Raw genomic sequence first — 17,902 nt, forward strand, 5'->3', positions numbered from 1 at the left:
CCTCCGGGTGCGCGCGGTGCCGTATGCGCGCCGGAACGGCATTCTGCGCATGATATGGACCTGACAGGCCGCCCTGGCTATGCTCTGCCCGACCCGATGAGAGCGCTCTCAGATTGCGGTTGTTCCACCCCCACCTTGCTGGAACGACGGAAGGGCAACTCCCTTGAGACGCAGCAGACTCACCTATGCCTGTCTCTCCGCGCTCCTGGTGCTCGGCGGCTGGACCGCGGCCGGCACCGGACAGGCCACGGCGGACGACTCCCCCACCGCGGCGCGCCCGGCACCCGCCTCCGACGGACTGCTCCGGGCCATGCAGCGCGACCTCGGCCTGTCGGAGGAGCGGGCCGCGGCGCGGCTCGCGGCCGAGCGCACGGCGACGGCCGTCGCACCGAAGGCACGCAAGGCGGCCGGATCCGCCTACGGCGGCTCGTGGTTCGACGCGCGCCGCGAGCGGCTCACCGTCGGCGTCACCGAGGACGCCTCCCCCGCGACCGTGCGCCGCGTCGAGGCGACCGGCGCCACCGTCCGCACCGTCGAGCACACCGCACGGGAACTCGACGCGGCCAAGGCCCGCATCGACCGCCTGCGCGCCCCCTCCGGGGTGAGCAGCTGGCACGTCGACCCGGCGGCCGGCACCGTGGTCGTGAACGTCGTCCGGGGCGAGCGAGCTGACAACGATGTCCGCCGCTTCGTGTCCCGCGCCCGGGCGGCCGGTCCGGTCACCGTCCGTACGGTCGCGTCCGCGCCCGCCACCTTCGCGGCCGGCACCGTCGGCGGCGACCCCTACTACACGGGCAACGTCCGCTGCTCCATAGGCTTCTCGGTGCACGGCGGCTTCATCACCGCGGGGCACTGCGGACAGCCGGGCGCCGGCGTCCGGGGCTGGGACGGCAGCTACATCGGCACCTTCCAGGGCTCCTCGTTCCCGGACAACGACTACGCCTGGGTCAGCGTCGGCAGCGGCTGGTGGACCGTGCCGGTCGTGCTCGGATGGGGCACCGTCCCGGACCAACTGGTGCGGGGATCGGGCGAAGCACCCGTCGGCGCCTCCGTCTGCCGCTCCGGCTCCACCACGCACTGGCACTGCGGCACGGTGCTGGCGAAGAACGAGACGGTCAACTACAGCCAGGGCGCGGTGCGCCAGATGACGAAGACCAGCGTCTGCGCCGAACCCGGCGACTCCGGCGGCTCCTTCATCAGCGGCGACCAGGCCCAGGGCGTCACCTCGGGCGGCTGGGGCAACTGCTCCGGCGGCGGCGAGACCTGGTTCCAGCCGGTCAACGAGATCCTGGGCCGCTACGGCCTGACCCTGCACACCGCCTGATCCGGGTCCCGTGCCCGGCCCCGGCTCCGGCCGGGCACGGGACCTGCTCCCGGACACCATCCCATCGGAGTGAGTGCTCACTCATTGACGGAGTGAGCACTCACTCCGTAGTCTGTCCGCATGACTCCCCAAGAGAACCGGACCGCCCGTCGCCGCGCGCCCGCCATGTCGCCGGAGCAGCGCCGCGAGATGATCGTCCGGACCGCGATCCCGCTGATCGCCGAGTACGGCTCCGCGGTGACGACCGCGAAGATCGCCCGCGCGGCGGGCATCGGAGAGGGCACGATCTTCCGGGTCTTCGCCGACAAGGAGGAACTGATCCAGTCCTGTGTCGCCGAGGCGCTCTCCCCCGACCACGCGATCCGCGAACTCGACGCGATCGACATGGCCCAGCCGCTCGCCGACCGGCTCGCCGAGGCAGCCGAGGCACTGCAGGCGCACCTGGCCAGGATGGGCGCCGTGATGGGCTCGCTGGGGCACCGCGGCGGCAAGCACCCCGGTACCGTGCGGGGCGCGGGCCGCGAGGAGTCGATGTCCCGCCTCCGCGCGGCCCTCGCGGATCTCCTGGAGCCCGACCGCGCCACCCTGCGCCGGCCGCCGGAGCAGATCGCGGCCCTGTTCTTCGGCCTGCTGTTCACCCAGCCGCGCACGGACGACGAGCCGGATCTGACGCCGAGTGAGCTGGTGGAGGTCTTCCTGCACGGGGCCCTCGCGGGTGAGGGCCGGTGAGGGCGCGGGGAAGCCGCGCCGTGGTGTGCGGGGCGGCCGTCGCCGCTCCCGTCCTGGTGTGGCTGGTGTCCGACCCGCTGCTGGGCCATCGGCTGAGGATCACCGACGGGGACCGGACCCTCGACCTCGGTGCCGGGCCCGTGGCGTTCGCCGCCCTGGTCGCCTCGCTCGCCGGCTGGGCGCTGCTGGCCGCGCTGGAACGGTTCGGCGTACGGCGCGCCCGTGCCGTCTGGAGCGGGGTGGCCACCGCCGTACTGGCCGTGTCCTTCCTGCCGTTGACCGGGGACGGGATGGACGGCGGCACCCGCGCGTCCCTCGCCCTGATGCACGTGGCGGTGGCGGCGGTGCTGATCCCGGGGCTGGCCGGGCGGGCGACGGGGGCCGCGGTTCCCACCCCCGGCGCCGGCCGGGCCGGAGCCCGGTGACCACGGTCAGGACGCGCTGAAGGTCCGCCCGGCGTGCGCGAGGAAGGCCCGCACCGCCGGGCTCCGGGCAGGCCGCCAGATCAGGGCGAGCAGCGCCGGGGTCTCGACGTCGGCGAGGGTGCGGGCGGTGAGGACGTCGTCGTGGCCGGCGGCCATCGAGGCGCTGAGGACGGCGACACCGAGCCCCCGGGCGGCGAGGTCGGCCAGGGCGTCCGCGGCACTGGCCTGCAGTGCGATCGTGGGCCGCAGACCCAGCGCCGCGCACGCCTGGTCGAACACCGCGCGCAGGCCGGTGCCGGGAGGCATGCACACGATCGGGTGGTCCATCAGATCGCTCAGGACGACCCGGCGCCGCAGCGCCAGCGGATGCCCGGGTGGCACCGCCGCCACGAGCCGTTCACTGACGACCGTGAGGGCGTCCAGCCCTTCGGGTGTCCCGGCGGCGGCGCCGATCAGCGCCGCGTCCAGGGTGCCGTTCCGCACCCCTTCCGTGAGCCGGTCCGAGCTGTCCTCCAACAGGGACAACTCCACTCCGGGGTGCGCCTGGTGGAAGGCGGCCAGGGCGTCGAAGAGCGGTGGCAGCGTGCAGCCGATGACCATGCCGACGGTGAGCCGGCCCCGGATCAGGCCGGTCACCTCGCCGACGGCCTGGCCGACCGCACCGGCCGCGGCGAGCGCCGCCCGGGCGTGTTCCAGGGCGGCCTTCCCGGCGACGGTGAGGGTGACGGTGCGGGTCGACCGGTCGAACAGCTCGGCACCCAGCTCGCGTTCGAGCTGGCGGATCTGGGCGCTGACCCCGGACTGGCTGATGTGCACCCGCTCGGCCGCACGGGTGAAGCTCCGCTCGTCGGCCACCGCCACGAAGTACTCCAACTGCCTCAGCTCCATGACTGTGGATTCTAGGATCCAGAAGATCCATCTGTTGGATTTCTGCTCCCCGGGCGGACAGGCTGGAGGGCGTAGGAGCTTCACCTCGGCCCTCAGGGAGGAAACCGTGCCGGAGTACGAGAAGGCCATGCGGCCGGAGGACATCACACGCCTGTTCGTCGAGCGGTCCAACGCCGGGGACGCGGCCGGGGTCGCCGCGCTCTACGAGGAGGACGCGGTGCTCGCCTATCCGCCCGGCGAGCGGACGGTGGGGCGTGAGGCGATCCGCGCCCTGTGGGAGAAGGTGCTGGCGAACCGGCCCCGCTTCGAGCCGGAGGCGCCGCTGCCGACCCTGGTCAGCGGGGACCTCGCCCTCACCTCCACCCCGCCGAAGGACGGCGCCGGCGCGCGGGCGCAGGTGGTCAGGCGTCAGGCCGACGGGAGCTGGCTGCGTGTGCTCGACCAGCCGGAGTTCGTCGCGCCCGCCCGCTGAGCCGCACCGCGCAGCGCGCCGGAACGGGGCGAAGGCGGCCTTTCACAGCCGGATGTAGGACACTGCGCCCCATGGTCAGGGGTGGGACTCGTCCGGGTCCCCGTTCGACGGAAGGTGTGCTGTGCCCAGTATCGTCAAGATCAACGTGTTGACCGTCCCGCCGGAGCAGCGCGAGACGCTGGAGAAGCGGTTCGCCTCGCGGGCGCACACCGTGGAGAACTCCGACGGGTTCGAGTGGTTCGAGCTGCTGCGGCCGGTCGAGGGCACCGACACCTACCTCGTGTACACGCGCTGGCGGGACGAGGAGTCCTTCCAGACGTGGATGGAGGGCCCGATGAAGGCGGCCCACCAGGGGGGCGGCCAGGAGGGCGGCGAGCGTGCGAAGCCGGCGGCCGCCGGGTCGACCCTGTGGTCGTTCGAGGTCGTGCAGCAGGCGGCGCCCAAGGGCGCGTGACGCCGAGGGGCGGGGTGTCGGCCCCGCCCCTCTTCTCTAGCGACGCGGCCGACGCGATCGGGCGACCGCCGCGAGGACGAACGTGACGCTGATCAGCAGCGACCAGGCGCCGAACTTCTCGACGCCGACCGGCTGCCAGCCGTCGAGCTGGTAGGGGTAGCGCCAGGCGCCGAGGTAGGTGGCGACGTTCTCGGCGACCCACAGGAAGAACCCGATGAGGACGAAGGCCAGGGCCAGCGGCATCCGCAGGCGCCGCCTGCGCACCGTGTAGCGCACCGACGTGCCCGCGGTGACGGCCAGCAGGAGCACGGCGAGCAGCCAGCGGACGTCGGGCAGCCAGTGGTGGGTGAAGAAGTTGACGTACACGGCGGCGGCCACGAGAGCGGTCATCCGGGGCCGGTAGCGGACCGGTTCGAGGTCGAACAGGCGCCAGGCGCGGCAGACGTAGCTGCCGACCGCGGCGTAGAGGAAGCCGCCGTACAGCGGGACGCCGGCGAACTTCAGCACGGCCGGTTCCGGGTAGCTCCAGGAGCCGAGGGAGACCTTGACGATCTCGAAGGCCAGGCCGACCACGTGACAGACCGCGATGACGGCGACGTCCCGTCCGTTCTCCCAGCCCCGCAGCCAGAAGAGCAGGGTGAGCAGCACCCCGTAGACCACGAGCAGGTCGTAGCGAGCCACGGGGAGCCCGTGCAGGAGTCCGGACACGGCGACGCCGGACATCAGGGCGATGGCGAAGGCACACGACCGCGTCTGTATCCACGCGAAGTCGAGCAGGTGGCGCAGGGGCGCGCCCACGGGGCCGGTTGCGGTGAACATGTTCAAAAAGACGATCGCGCCGTGCGTTCGGTTGCCCCGGGCGTGAGGTTCCCGGACGGCGGGTTCCACCGAAAATCCGTTGCGGCGGTCCCCCGCGCCCCTGGACCCTTGGCCCATGCCCTACGCACTTCGCCCGGCCGGCCTCGACGACGCGACCGCCGTGACCGACCTGCTCAATGAGATCGACCGGATCGAGATAGGCCGGCCCGAGACCGACCTGCACACCGTCGAATCCGACCTGAAGCGGCCCGACATCACCCTCGCGCGTGACTCGTGGCTGGCCTTCGACGGTGAACGCCTGGTGGCGTACGGCCTGTTGTGGGACGAGTCGGGCGGCGAGCGGATCGACGTCGACCACTACGTGCTCCCCGACCACCAGCGGGCCGGGGAGCTCCTGCTGGACGCGATGGACACGCGGGCGCTGGCCAAGGCCAGGGAGAACGGCGCGGCCCGGGCGGTGGTCCATCTGCACCTCAACGCCGAACCCACCACCGACAAGGAGCTGTTGGAGCGGCGGGGCTGGCACGTCGTGCGCCGCTACCACGTGCTGCGGCGCCCGCTCGACGCGGCCCGCGACCTGACTCCGTCCGTGCCGCCCGGTGTGCGGCTGCGGGCCTGCGCCGACGAGGCGGACCGCGCGCGGGTGCACGCGCTGCACCAGTCCACCTTCGCCGAGCACTTCGACTTCCAGCCGCGCACCTACGAGCAGTGGCTGCGCGACATCGACGCCGACCTGCTCGACTGGTCCCTGGTGTGGCTCGTCGAGACGGACGACCTGGGCGACAGCGGGTTCCTGCTCGCCCGCGACGACCGGGAGGCGATGGGCTGGATCCGCAGCATCGGGGTGCGGCGCGAGGCGCGGGGGCGGGGCGTCGGCGGCCTGCTGCTGCGGCACGCGTTCGCCGCGTTCGCCGCGCGCGGGCGGGACACGGTCGGACTCGGCGTGGACACCGCCAACGCCACCGGAGCCCCCGCGCTGTACGCCCGGCACGGCCTGGACGTCCACTACGCGGTGGACACCTGGGAGACGGTCCTGAAGTGACGGCCTGCCGGGTGTGCTGACGCGCCCCGGGTCCCGTCACGCGCCGGGCGCGCCCGCGGGCTCCTGCTCCCGCCCGCGCACCCCTCGCCGTTCACGGCGCAGGGCCACGGCCGTGGCCAGCGCGCCGGCACCCTCCCACAGCCCCACCCCCAGGAAGCCGGCCGGAGCCCGGCCGCCGATCACGGCGAGGGTGAAGACCGTGCAGGTCAGCAGACGGAAGGGCACAGTCCAGCGGAAGAACGCCCGCCAGTCCGCGAGGGCCGCCAGCACGTAGTACACGCCCATGTTCAGCGCCGCCATGGACGACGCCGTCACGAAGACCAGGGTGTGGTCCCCCTCGGCGCGCCCCGGTTCCGCCACCGGCGCGAACCCCGTCACCGTCAGCAGGACGTCCGGAGCGAGCAGGCCGACGACGCCCATGACTGCCGCGAGGACTCCGAAGACGGCCATCGTCCAGCCGGCCGGCGAGCGGGGCAGGGAGCGCACGAAGTCCTCCCGGGGGCGGCGGAGTCGGGCCTCAGCGCCGAAGGGCGCCTCGGCGCGCGTTGTTGTACAGACGTAGCAGGTGCTTGGCGACGGCGCACGGGGTCGTGTCGGCATCGCACTGCCGGCAGGTCCGCATGTGCTGCTCGTAGTCGGCGCGCGCCTGCTGCAGCGCCTCTTCGGGAGATGACATCGATGTCCTCGGGAGTGGTCGACGGATGGGACGAGGGTCCACGGGGCGGACGCTGCGGAACGCCGGGGAGACCGCGTGAGACACCCGGGGAGCAAGTTGATCATGTTACTGACGGTAGTGGGAAGTCGTATTTCCCTACTGATCACAAGCTCACGGGTCGCACCCGACGACCGGAAAAGCCTTGGACGGAGCGGGTGTCGGCGCGGGACACTGCCGTACTCACGCCGTGACTCCACGTAGTCGCCTGAACCGAACAGGGGTGGGATGGGAACGCCTGAGACCCGTAGGACCCTGCCGGGCAAGCGCTCGGTTCTGCTCGCACTGCGCCACTACGGCCGGGAACTCGTCCGCCTCAAGTGGCTGACGGCCCCGGCGATGCTGCTGACCTCCCTCGGCAACATCGGCATCAACTACATCGCTCCGCTCATCGTGGCCAAGCTCGTCGGCGACATCGCCGGCGGCGGCCAGGTCACCGTCTCCGCGACCCTGCCGTACGTCCTCGGCTTCATCGCCGTGCTGCTGTTCGCGGAGACGCTGTGGCGCGTCGCCCTGCACTGCCTGAACCGGCTGGACGCCCTCGGCATCGAGCATCTGTACGTGCTCGGGATGGACGAACTGCTCGCCAGGGACGCCGCGTTCTTCCACGACAACTTCGCCGGCTCGCTCACCAAGCGGGTGCTGAGTTTCGCCACCCGCTTCGAGCAGTTCGTCGACACGCTGACGTTCCAGATCATGGGCAGCCTCGTACCGCTGCTCTTCGGGGCCGTGGTGCTGTGGCGGTACGAACCGCTGCTCGTCGTCGGCCTGCTGGTGATGATCTCGGTGACGGCGGTCTGCGTGGTACCGCTCATCCGGCGCCGCCAGGCCCTCGTCGACCAGCGCGAGGAGGCGATCGCGCGGGTGGCGGGCCATGTCGCCGACAGCCTCATGAACATGGACACCGTGCGCGCGTTCGCCGCCGAGGAGCGCGAGGCCGCCGAGCACCGCTCCCGCGTGGCGACCTCCCGCCGGCTGACGCTGCGCTCCTGGGACTACGGCAACCTGCGCATCGACACCCTGGTCGCGCCGATGTCGGTCCTGACCAACGCGCTGGGGCTGCTGCTCGCGGTGACGCTGGGCGGCGGCGGGCACGGCGTGGAGGCCGTGGTGGTCGCCTTCACCTACTACAGCAACGCCACCCGGATCATGTTCGAGTTCAATCAGATCTACCGCCGGCTGGAGAACTCCATGACGGAGGCGGCCCAGTTCACCGAGCTGCTGCTGACGCCGTCGACCGTGCTGGACCCGCCCGTGCCGGAACCGGCGCCGTGCGGCGCCCTGGACGTCCGCTTCGAGAAGGTCACCTTCGCCCACCGCGGTGGCCGCCCGCTGTTCGACGGTCTCGACCTGGAGGTGTCCGCCGGGTCACGGGTCGGCCTGGTGGGCCGGTCGGGCGGTGGCAAGACCACCCTCACCCGGCTGCTGCTGCGGATGACGGACGTCGACGGCGGCCGCATCCTGATCGGCGGTCGGGACATCAGCCGGATGCGCCAGGCCGACCTGCGCGGCCTGATGGCGTACGTGCCGCAGGACCCGGCGATGTTCCACCGCACCCTGCGGGACAACATCGCCTTCGCCCGGCCCGGGGCCAGTGACGCGGAGATCCGCCGCGCGGCCGAGGCGGCGCACGTCACCGAGTTCGCCGACGCGCTGCCGCACGGCTTCGACACCATGGTCGGCGAGCGCGGGATCAAGCTGTCCGGGGGGCAGCGCCAGCGGGTGGCCCTGGCCCGCGCGATCCTGCGGGACGCGCCGATCCTGCTGCTCGACGAGGCGACCAGCGCCCTGGACTCGGAGAGCGAGATCCTCGTCCAGGAGGCGCTGTGGCGGCTCATGGAGGGGCGCACCGCGCTCGTCGTGGCGCACCGGCTGAGCACGGTCGCCGGTATGGACCGGCTCGTCGTCCTCGATCGCGGGCGGATCGTCGAACAGGGCTCCCACGAGGAGCTGATCACCCTGGACGGCGCCTACGCGCGGCTCTGGCAGCACCAGTCGGGCGGCTTCCTGGACGACACGCCCGCGCGGACCGAGGACGCCGCCCCCGCGCGGGCCGAGCTCCCCTGAACACGACCCGCACGGCGGCGACTTCAGCCGCGTGCGGAACGGCGGCGGCGCACCACCAGGACGGCGGCCGCTCCGGCGCCGACGGCGGCGGCAGCGGCCCCGGCGAGGGGCAGGGCCGAGTCGGAGCCGGTGCTCGCGAGGTCACCTGAGACGGCGCCGTCCGTGGAGCCGGTCACGGAGCCGCCCGTGGAGGAGCCGCCGCCGGTGCCGCCGGTGCCGGACCCGCCCGTGGACGAGGAGCCGCCGGCGGACCCGCTGCCGCCGCCGGAGGAGGAGCCGCCGGACGACGAGCCGCCACCGGCCGTGCCCCCGCCCCCGGTCACCTGGAGGGTGATGGCGGCCTTGTCGTTGCTCTGGTCGGTGTCCCAGCCCCCGGGCTCGCCGACCAGCGTCGCCGACCCCTTGGCTCCCGCGACGGCCTTGTCGATGCGCACCTTGAAGGTGCGCGCGTACTCTTCGTCCTCGTCGGCCCAGGGCAGGTCGTAGGGGCAGCGGTAGGTCCCGGAGGACACCTTCTCGCAGCCCTGCTGCTTCGTCACCGTCGTGCCGGCGGGCAACTTGACCAGGACCTCGGCGAGCGGGACACCGTCCCTGTACACCTGCACCCAGGCCGGACCGGCGTTCACGAAGCCGACCCTGAGGTCCACGGTGTCGCCGACACGGCCCTTCAGCGCTCCGCCCAGGACCTGGAAGTCCGCGGTGTTCGCCGCCGTCACGGGCGTCCGCTTGAAGTGCGCGTCCTCCTCGACGGGGGTGCCGGGTTCGTACGGCGTGGCGTCCGGCTGCTCGACCAGCTTCAGGGCGGGGCCGGTTCCCGGCACGGGACCCGACGTGGCCTCGTCCCCGGGGTAGGCCTCGTAGTCGGTGACCGAGACGTCGAGGCGCTCGTACAGCGCCCGGTCCATGGCGCCGATCTTCAGCCCGCCCTCGGGCGCGTAGACCACACCCGGCTTCAGTGGCTGGTCGAACTCGCACAGCGCCATGGCGCCGGTCGGGATCTCGTCGTAGCCCCAGGTCTTGAAGGCACGGCAGTTGGACGGCACTTCGCCCAGGCTCAGCCCGTGGCTGACGGTGTACTTCAGCCACACCTTGCCGAGCGCCTCGGTACCCGTGTACGCGAAGCGGGCGGGCACCGTGAACGTGCCGCCCGGCCGGACCCCGTCGATCGGGGCGATCTTCTCCAGCACCAGGCCGGGTGCGGGGGCCGGGTCGTCCGCGGCGGCGGGGGCCGCGCACACGGCCAGCAGGGCGACGGCACCCACCGCGGCGGCGGTCCTGCGGTGCACTCGAAGCCCGGGGGCGGTGGGGAACATGAGGTCCTCTGATCGAACGTCGGTGACGGAGGGGTGAACTGCGGCGGAACGCCGTTCCACACCCAAGACGTCCGACCGGACCGAAGGGTTGTACGAGCGGCCCCTCACCCGGAGCAGCAGGCGTCCCCGGTACCCGTACCGCCCGTGTCGAGCCGGCAGTAGCAGGACGCCTCCACCGGTACGTCGGCCAGGGCGGCGGCGAGCCGCAGCTGCTGGGCCACCATGTGCGCCTCCCCGGTCCGGCCGAGGCGCACCAGGCACTCGTGGAGGCCGTGCAGGGACCAGACGTTGTTCGGGTGCCGGCAGGGGCGCGGCAGGGTGTCGTCCAGGCCGAGGTCGGCCCGGTAGACCGCCTCGGCCTCGGCGACCCGGCCCTGTTCGAGAAGGAGGGCGCCATAGGCGTGCCGGGTGGGCTGCATCCAGCCCCACGGCTCGTCGTAGGGGAGGTTGTCGTCCAGTGCGATGGAGCGTTCCAGCGCGGCGAACGCGGCGACGTGGTCCCCCTTGCGGTACTTCAGCTCGCCGTCGAGCATCGCCCCGGCGATCTCCAGGATGTCGGCGCAGGTGTTGTTGAAGAGCATGCGGGTGGCGGGCACCCGGGCGACCGCCTCGTGGAAGAGCCTTCGCTCCTCCTCCGCCTCCCGCACGCGACGCGTCGAGGAGAGGGCGACCCCGCGCGCGTAGTGCGTCATCGCGGTGGTGACGCTGTACAGCTCGGGGTCGGCGGGCAGCGGCAGGGCCAGGATGTCGTCCCAGCGGCCGAAGCGGATCAGGGCGTGGACGCGCATGGCGAGGAAGCCCTCCAGCCAGTCGGCCATCGGCGGGCTCTGCACCCTCAGCAGGTCCTCGGGGATGGACGCCTCGAGCTGCGCCACGGTGTCCAGGGCCACCTCGCTCTGCCCGAGGAACATCGCCCCGTAGATCTTGAAGTGGTAGTTGTGCGAGCGGTACAGGGTGTAGAAGTTCATCGCCCCGGCCCGCGCGCGGTACTTCTCGTCGGCCGCGATCGCCGCCGTGTTGTCCGAGACCACGCGCCGGTAGTCGCCGCACAGCACCTCCAGATGGGAGGGCATGTGCAGCAAGTGCCCCGCGTCGGGCACCAGGTGGCGCAGCCGGTCGGCGACGGTCAGGGCGAGCTCCGGCGCCGGGGACATCTCCATGAGGTGGACGTACATGTGCGCCACGCCGGGGTGGTCGCGCCCCCGCGGGTCGGCGAGCGCCCGCTCCAGGACCTCCTTGGCCTCCGAGGTGCGCGCGCCCTCGGCCGGCTCACCGGTCCTGAGATCCCACAGCTGCCAGGGGGTGAGGTTCATCAGGGCGTCGGCGTAGAGCGTGGCGACGTCCGGATCGTCGGGGGCGAGTTCGTGGACGGCGCGCATCCGGTCGGCGTAGGGGGCGTTCCAGACGGAGCAGTCCGGCACCGCCCGGCTCTGCGGGTAGCGGGCGCGCAGCGCGGAGATCAGGGCCTGTTCGACCGGGGTGGCCGTCGCGGCCTTCTCGTGGGCGCGTTCCACGGCGGCGTGGGTGCGCTCGACGGTGCCGGCGAGGTCCTTGTCGTCGAAGGCCTCCCAGGGCTTGTTGTAGTTCGGGCCGAGGGCGTAGGCGATCCCCCAGTACGCCATGGCGCAGTCCGGGTCGGCCTCGGCGGCGGCCTCGAAACAGGCGACGGCCTCCTCGTGGTGGAAGGCGTACGTCCAGGTCAGGCCCCGGTCGAACCAGAGCTGGGCCTGCGCGCGGGACGTGGTCACGGGACGGGTGCGGGTACCGAGGTCGTAGGGGTCCATCGTCGCTCTCCTGCCTGGCGGCGCCGCCACCACCGAGGTGCCCGGGGCCCGGTGGCGGGGCGGGGGTGTCGCACCGACAACGGGAAGGGGGCCGCTCCGGTAGCGGGCCGGGGCCCGTCCCGTGGGGCTCCCCAACGCGGACGGCGCGCGGTGGACGCGGCCGCTCGCCCGCCGTCGGTCCCCCTTCTGCTGATGTGCCCGGCCGGCCGGCGCGCCACGCGCCGGGCCGGCGACCGGCGGACCCCCGGCCGGATCCCGGCCGGGGGCTCGGCCGCGGCCGGGACGAGTACGCGCGCGGCACGCGACGCCATGCGATCCGTCCGGCCGCCGTGGCCGGGCCCTGCCGCCCAGGTGCGGGCGAGGTGTGTCCTGGCGCATTCTTGCTGTGTCGCACGCGCGATGGGTACGGACGAGGTAGGACCGATGACTGGGAGCGCCGAGAGCGCGGATCGGAGGTCCGGCAGGCTGGCGGCACTGCTGATCGATGTCTGCGCACAGGCGATCAGTGCGTCCGGCGGCCACGCTGCCGGGGTCTATCTGCGGTCCCGCACGCCCGGGCTGCTGCGCCTCGCGGTGCTGGAAGGGCTGCCGGGTCCCCTGTTCCGGCCGTGGTGGCGGGTCCACGTCGACCGGCCCTTCCCGGTGGCCGACTCCTTCCGGCTCGGCGTCGAGGTGACCTTGCCGAACGCGACGGAGACGATGCGGCGCTACCCCCAGTTCGCGGCGGCCCTGCCGTTCCAGTTCGGCTCCCTGGCCCTGCCCGTGGCCGGGGCCTCGACGGTCTTCGGCGTACTGACGGTGCTGCGGCCCTCGACGACGGACGCCACCGAACTGATGCCGGTGCGTGAACGCCTGAGACGGCTGGCCGAGGAGCTGGGGGCGGCGCTGGAGAAGCTGGACGGCCAGGTTCCGGACAGGGTCGCCTGGGAAGGCGGCCCGCTGTGCGTGCGCCCACCGGCCAGCCGGCAGCCCTCCGGGCACGTCGGGCGTTTCGCCTGGCGGCCGGAGACCGGCGAGCTCACGGTGGACGCGTGGCTGAACGGCGTACTGGACGTGCCGTCCGCGGACCTGCCCGCCACGGCGGAGTCGTTCGCGGCGGCCCTCGCCCCCGCCGACGCCGAGCGGGTCCTGGCGGTGCTGCGCGAGGCGGCCGGGGGACGGACGCCCGCACTGCCGCTGTACGTCCGCGCCCCGCACGGCGGGCCCCGGCTGGTCGAGGTGTGGGGTCCGCGCACGGACGCGCCGGGCCCCGCCGCGCCGCCGGTGGTGCGCGGCGTCGTCCTCGACCCGCGGCCGGGTTCGGTGGCGGACGCGGCCGCCGATCTGCTGCCGGACGGAGTGCTGTGCCTGGACCGGCTGGGCCATGTCGTCTACGCCAACCCGCACGCGGCGAGGCTGCTGCGCCGCCCACGCACCGAGTTGCTGGGACGCACGCTGTGGGAGGGGGTGCCCTGGCTGAACCAGCCGACCCTGGAGGACCATCTGCGCGGCGCGCTGCTGTCCCCGGACCCGGTGCACTTCCACGTCCGAAGACCGTCCGGGCCGGGGCGCGAGCGCCCCCCGCACCCGTTCTCCGGCGACTGGCTCGCCCTGTCCGTCTATCCGGGCGCCGACTTCCTGACCTGCACGGTCCGCCTCGGGCACCGGGTCACGGACGCCTCGTCGGGTCCACCGGAGGAACAGCCGGCCCCCCAGCCCCCGGGGACCGGCTCGCTCTCCCCGCTGTACCGCCCCATCATCCTCGCCATCGCCCTGACCGAGGCCGTCACCGCCCGTCAGGTGTCCGCCGTGGTGATGCGGGAACTGCTGCCCGCGTTCGGCGGCAACCGGCTGGCGATCTACCTGTTGCAGGAGCGGCACCTGTACCTGGCGTGGGAGACCGGCTTCCCCAAGGGGTTCCTGGCGCCGTTCGAGGGGGTGGGGATGGACGAGCGGCTGCCCGGTGTGGAGACCCTGACCGGCGGCCGCCCCCTCTTCTTCGAGTCGATGCGGCAGCTCGCCGAGGCCTATCCGGGGATCGCCCTGGACGCGGAGGAGGGCTCGCGCGCCTTTCTGCCGCTGATCGCCTCCGGGCGCCTCGTCGGCTCCTGCATCCTCGGCTTCGACCGGCCGCGCAGCTTCAGCAACGAGGAACGCACGGTCCTGACCGCGCTGGCCGGGCTGATCGCGCACGCCATGGAGAAGGCGCAGCGCTACGAGAGCGAGGCGGCCCTCGCCCGTGGGCTGCAGCAGGCGCTGCTGCCCCGGCGGCTGTCGCAGCACCCGCTGATGGAGACCACCGGCCGCTATCTGCCCGGCACCCAGGGCATGGAGGTCGGCGGTGACTGGTACGACGTCGTGGCCGCCGGGGACGGGATGGCTCTGGTCATCGGCGACGTACAGGGGCACGGCGTTCAGGCGGCCGCCACCATGGGCCAGCTGCGCAGCGCCGTCAGGGCCTTCGCGCTCGGCGACCGGCCGCCCGACGAGGTCATGAGCGGCACCAACCACCTGCTCATCGACCTCGACGCCGGGCTGTTCGCCAGCTGCTGCTACATCCGGCTCGACCCGGCGACCGGGCTCGCGCACGCGGCGGTGGCCGGGCATCCGCGCCCGCTGCTGCGCGGCCCCGACGGCCGCACGCGGGTGCTGGACCTCCCCGGCGGGGTGGTCCTGGGCGTGGATCCGCAGGCCCGGTACCCGGTCACGGAGCTGCGTGTCGAGCCGGAGGCCGTGCTCGCGCTGTACACGGACGGCCTCGTGGAGCGGCCCGGCGTCGACATCGACGTCGGGATCAGCGCGCTGCGGGTGGCGCTGGCCCGGTCCGATGCGCCGGGCGGACGTCCGGGCGGGCGCTCGCTGTCGGCCATGGCCGACCGGCTCACCTCGGCGGCCCGGCACACGGCGGACCGCCCCGACGACATCGCCCTGCTGCTCGCGACCCGGCGTTCCATGCCGCTGCGGCCGATGTAGGGGGGGTCTCGCCTCGCGGGGCGCGGCAGTGTAGACATGGGCACATGGTCCGACTACGGGGTCGCTCGGGGGCCCGGTCGGCCCGTCGTCCCGACGGTCGGCGCGCCCGTACGGCGCCCGGCCGCATCGCCGTCGCGCCCGGACGCGGACCCGCCCCGGCGGAGGAGCCGGGGCGGCACCAGGGGTGGTTCTCCGCGGTGCGGTCGACGGTCGGCGGGCGCAGTCTGGCCGGTCAGGTGTTCGTCCTGCAGGTCGTGATCGTGCTGCTGCTGGTCGTCGCCGCGGTGGTCGCGCTGGTGCTGCAGGTGCGGTACGACAGCACGCGGGAGGCCCGCAACCGTTCGGTGGCGGTCGCCGAGGCGTTCGCGAACGCGCCGGGCACACGGCAGGCGCTGGACGAGCCCGATCCCACCGCCGTCCTGCAGCCGAGGGCCGAGGCGGCCCGCAAGGCGACGGGCGTGGACTTCATCGTCGTCATGAACACCGACGGCCTGCGCTACACGCACCCCAAGCCGGACCGCATCGGCAAGCGTTTCGTCGGCACGATCGAGCCGGCGCGGGCCGGTGACGTCGTGGTCGAGGAGATCAACGGGACGATCGGCCCCCTCGTGCAGGCGGTGGCGCCCGTAGAGGATCCGGCCGGCCGGGTGGTGGGGCTGGTGTCGGCGGGGATCACCACGGACACCGTGGGCGGCACCGCCGACCGGCAGCTGCCGCTGGTGCTGAGCGCCGCGGCCGCCGCGCTGCTGCTGTCCACGGCGGGCACGGCCCTGGTCAGCCGGCGGCTGCTGCGGCAGACGCACGGCCTGGGGCCGGACGAGATGACCCGCATGTACGAGCACCACGACGCGGTGCTGCACGCGGTGCGCGAGGGCGTCGTCATCGTCGGCGACGAGGGCCGGCTGCTGCTCGCCAACGACGAGGCGCACCGGCTGCTCGACCTGCCCGAGGGCGCGCAGGGGCGCCGGGTCCTCGACCTGGGGCTCGCCCCCGAGACCGCCGAGCTGCTGCACTCGGGCCGGACGGCCACGGACGAGGTGCACCTGGTCAAGGACCGTCTGCTGGCGGTCAATCAGCGGCCCACACATCTGCGCGGCCGCCCGTCCGGCAGTGTGGCCACGGTCCGGGACTCGACGGAGCTGCGGGCTCTGTCGGGCCGGGCGGAGGAGGCCCGCGAGCGCCTGGACATGCTGTACGACGCCGGCGTCCGCATCGGCACCTCTCTGGACGTCACCCGAACCGCGGAGGAACTGGCGGAGATCGCCGTGCCCCGGTTCGCGGACTACGCGACCGTCGACCTGTTCGACGCGGTGCTGGACGGCGGACAGCCGGAGACGATGACCCTGGTCCGGCGGTGCGCGCTCAGCGGGACACGCGAGGGCGCGCCGCTGTACCCGGTGGGCCGGCAGATCCGGTTCGTGGACTCCTCGCCGCAGGCCCGGGCGCTGAAGGGCGCGCACGCCGTGGTCGAGCCGCGGCTGGAGGAGGCGCCGGGCTGGCGCGCGCAGGATCTGGAACGGTCGGCGCAGGTGGTGGAGTTCGGCATCCACTCGCTGATCACGGTGCCGCTGCGGGCGGGTTCGCTGGTGCTGGGCGTGGTGAGCTTCTGGCGGGCGCACAAGTCCGTGCCGTTCGACTCGGAGGAGCTGTCGCTCGCCGAGGAACTGGTCGCCCGGGCCGCCGTGTCCATCGACAACGCCCGCCGGTACACGCGTGAGCACGGCATGGCGGTGACGCTGCAGCGCAGCCTCCTGCCGCGCCGGCTGCCGGAGCAGAGCGCGCTGGACGTCGCCTACCGCTATCTGCCGGCGCAGGCGGGCGTGGGCGGCGACTGGTTCGACGTGCTGCCGCTGTCCGGGGCCCGGGTCGCACTCGTCGTCGGGGACGTCGTCGGCCACGGTCTGCACGCGGCGGCCACGATGGGCCGGCTGCGCACGGCGGTGCACAACTTCTCGGCCCTGGACCTGCCGCCCGACGAGCTGCTCGGGCTGCTGGACGAGCTGGTGGCCCGGATCGACCAGGACGAGGCGGAGGACGCCGACACCGCCCCGGTGACCGGCGCGACGTGCTTGTACGCGGTCTACGACCCGGTCTCCCGGCGGTGCACGATCGCGCGGGCCGGGCATCCGCCACCGGCCGTCGTCCGTCCGGACGGCTCGGTGGAGTTTCCGGACGTGCCGACGGGGCCGCCGCTGGGTCTGGGCGGGCTGCCGTTCGAGACGGCGGAGCTCGAGCTGGCGCCGGACAGCCGGCTCGTGCTGTACACCGACGGGCTCGTGGAGGACCGCGAGCACGACATCGACGAGGGCCTGGAACTGCTGCGGCAGGCGCTGGCGGGCGCCGGGCGGACCCCCGACGAGACCTGCCGTGCCGTGCTGGAGGCGCGGCTGCCGGACCGGCAGAACGACGACATCGCGCTGATCGTGGCGCGCACCCGTGCGCTCGGGACGGACCGGGTCGCCGAGTGGGAGGTGCCGTCGGACCCGGCGGCCGTGGCTCGGGTGCGGGCGGCGGTGACCCGGACCCTGGAGGAGTGGGGGCTGGGCGAGCTGACGTTCGCCACGGAGCTGATCCTCAGCGAGCTGGTGACCAACGCCATCCGGTACGGCGGGGAGCCGATCCGGGTGCGGATGCTGCGCGACCGCAGCCTGATCTGCGAGGTCTTCGACAGCAGCAGCACCTCGCCGCATCTGCGCTACGCGACGATGACGGACGAGGGCGGCCGCGGCCTGTTCCTGGTCGCCCAGCTGGCGGAGCGCTGGGGCACCCGCTATCTGCCTTCGGGCAAGGTGATCTGGGCGGCGCAGCCCCTGCCGTAGCGGTCCACCGCCCCCAGCCGCACGGCCTCTTTGTGCATAGGTACGAACCTTTGACGCGCCCGCTGTTCGGCATGTCCCGCGTCTGATAGGAAACCTTCCTAT

15 protein-coding genes are annotated in these 17,902 nt (G+C 73.4%); 9 read left to right on the plus strand and 6 right to left on the minus strand.

Going from position 1 to position 17,902, the window contains the following annotated elements; translation table 11 throughout:
- The first annotated feature begins 163 nt into the window (after nucleotides 1-163).
- The 3 genes from ABZ899_RS31830 to ABZ899_RS31840 all read left to right on the plus strand — a co-directional run bounded on the left by ABZ899_RS31830 (nucleotide 164) and on the right by ABZ899_RS31840 (nucleotide 2,478).
- Nucleotides 164-1,324, plus strand: a complete 1,161-nt coding sequence (locus ABZ899_RS31830; RefSeq protein ID WP_361352922.1) for a S1 family peptidase — start codon at nucleotides 164-166, stop codon at nucleotides 1,322-1,324.
- Between the two features lie 120 nt (nucleotides 1,325-1,444).
- Nucleotides 1,445-2,053, plus strand: a complete 609-nt coding sequence (locus ABZ899_RS31835; RefSeq protein WP_361352925.1) for a helix-turn-helix domain-containing protein — start codon at nucleotides 1,445-1,447, stop codon at nucleotides 2,051-2,053.
- Nucleotides 2,050-2,478 carry a DUF6069 family protein gene (locus ABZ899_RS31840; protein ID WP_361352928.1) on the plus strand — a complete coding sequence of 143 codons (429 nt, stop codon included), beginning with the start codon at nucleotides 2,050-2,052 and terminating at the stop codon, nucleotides 2,476-2,478. Before ABZ899_RS31835 ends, ABZ899_RS31840 begins: the two co-directional genes overlap by 4 nt.
- A 6-nt stretch (nucleotides 2,479-2,484) precedes the next feature.
- Here ABZ899_RS31840 and ABZ899_RS31845 read toward each other — a convergent pair whose 3' ends face one another.
- The gene (locus ABZ899_RS31845) at nucleotides 2,485-3,366 is read right to left on the minus strand and encodes a LysR family transcriptional regulator (protein WP_361352931.1); all 882 of its coding nucleotides are present in this window, start codon (nucleotides 3,364-3,366) and stop codon (nucleotides 2,485-2,487) included.
- Nucleotides 3,367-3,472: 106 nt separating this feature from the next.
- Between ABZ899_RS31845 and ABZ899_RS31850 the strand changes: the two genes are divergently transcribed.
- Together ABZ899_RS31850 and ABZ899_RS31855 are read left to right on the plus strand one after the other, a co-directional pair.
- Complete coding sequence (locus ABZ899_RS31850; protein WP_361352934.1) at nucleotides 3,473-3,838, plus strand: SgcJ/EcaC family oxidoreductase; 366 nt, start codon at nucleotides 3,473-3,475, stop codon at nucleotides 3,836-3,838.
- Nucleotides 3,839-3,959: 121 nt separating this feature from the next.
- Nucleotides 3,960-4,292 carry an antibiotic biosynthesis monooxygenase gene (locus ABZ899_RS31855; protein ID WP_361352936.1) on the plus strand — a complete coding sequence of 111 codons (333 nt, stop codon included), beginning with the start codon at nucleotides 3,960-3,962 and terminating at the stop codon, nucleotides 4,290-4,292.
- 36 nt (nucleotides 4,293-4,328) lie between these two features.
- On the opposite strand, the gene ABZ899_RS31860 is transcribed toward ABZ899_RS31855, so the two are convergent.
- Nucleotides 4,329-5,111 (minus strand): DUF817 domain-containing protein, encoded by a 783-nt coding sequence (locus ABZ899_RS31860; protein WP_361352939.1) that lies wholly within the window; start codon nucleotides 5,109-5,111, stop codon nucleotides 4,329-4,331.
- Between the two features lie 115 nt (nucleotides 5,112-5,226).
- Here ABZ899_RS31860 and ABZ899_RS31865 point away from each other — a divergent pair, with 115 nt between their 5' ends.
- Nucleotides 5,227-6,153, plus strand: a complete 927-nt coding sequence (locus tag ABZ899_RS31865) for a GNAT family N-acetyltransferase (protein WP_361352942.1) — start codon at nucleotides 5,227-5,229, stop codon at nucleotides 6,151-6,153.
- A gap of 36 nt (nucleotides 6,154-6,189) precedes the next feature.
- On the opposite strand, the gene ABZ899_RS31870 is transcribed toward ABZ899_RS31865, so the two are convergent.
- Both ABZ899_RS31870 and ABZ899_RS31875 read right to left on the minus strand, forming a co-directional pair.
- Nucleotides 6,190-6,603, minus strand: a complete 414-nt coding sequence (locus ABZ899_RS31870; RefSeq protein ID WP_361353094.1) for a hypothetical protein — start codon at nucleotides 6,601-6,603, stop codon at nucleotides 6,190-6,192.
- A gap of 67 nt (nucleotides 6,604-6,670) precedes the next feature.
- A complete protein-coding gene (locus ABZ899_RS31875; protein ID WP_361352945.1) occupies nucleotides 6,671-6,829 on the minus strand; it encodes a hypothetical protein in 159 nt (52 codons plus the stop codon).
- Nucleotides 6,830-7,093: 264 nt separating this feature from the next.
- Between ABZ899_RS31875 and ABZ899_RS31880 the strand changes: the two genes are divergently transcribed.
- Nucleotides 7,094-8,932, plus strand: a complete 1,839-nt coding sequence (locus tag ABZ899_RS31880) for an ABC transporter ATP-binding protein (protein ID WP_361352948.1) — start codon at nucleotides 7,094-7,096, stop codon at nucleotides 8,930-8,932.
- Between the two features lie 23 nt (nucleotides 8,933-8,955).
- Here the strand turns inward: ABZ899_RS31880 and ABZ899_RS31885 are convergent, their stop codons facing one another.
- Together ABZ899_RS31885 and ABZ899_RS31890 are read right to left on the minus strand one after the other, a co-directional pair.
- Nucleotides 8,956-10,245 carry a hypothetical protein gene (locus tag ABZ899_RS31885; protein ID WP_361352951.1) on the minus strand — a complete coding sequence of 430 codons (1,290 nt, stop codon included), beginning with the start codon at nucleotides 10,243-10,245 and terminating at the stop codon, nucleotides 8,956-8,958.
- 104 nt (nucleotides 10,246-10,349) lie between these two features.
- A complete protein-coding gene (locus tag ABZ899_RS31890) occupies nucleotides 10,350-12,029 on the minus strand; it encodes a hypothetical protein (protein WP_361352954.1) in 1,680 nt (559 codons plus the stop codon).
- Between the two features lie 423 nt (nucleotides 12,030-12,452).
- Here ABZ899_RS31890 and ABZ899_RS31895 point away from each other — a divergent pair, with 423 nt between their 5' ends.
- Together ABZ899_RS31895 and ABZ899_RS31900 are read left to right on the plus strand one after the other, a co-directional pair.
- On the plus strand, nucleotides 12,453-14,981 hold the full coding sequence (locus ABZ899_RS31895; RefSeq protein ID WP_361352957.1) for a SpoIIE family protein phosphatase: 2,529 nt from the start codon (nucleotides 12,453-12,455) through the stop codon (nucleotides 14,979-14,981).
- Between the two features lie 44 nt (nucleotides 14,982-15,025).
- Nucleotides 15,026-17,800, plus strand: a complete 2,775-nt coding sequence (locus tag ABZ899_RS31900) for a SpoIIE family protein phosphatase (RefSeq protein WP_361352959.1) — start codon at nucleotides 15,026-15,028, stop codon at nucleotides 17,798-17,800.
- Nucleotides 17,801-17,902: the final 102 nt, after the last annotated feature.

It is taken from the genome of Streptomyces sp. NPDC046859 (assembly GCF_040645135.1).
Lineage (GTDB): Bacteria > Actinomycetota > Actinomycetes > Streptomycetales > Streptomycetaceae > Streptomyces.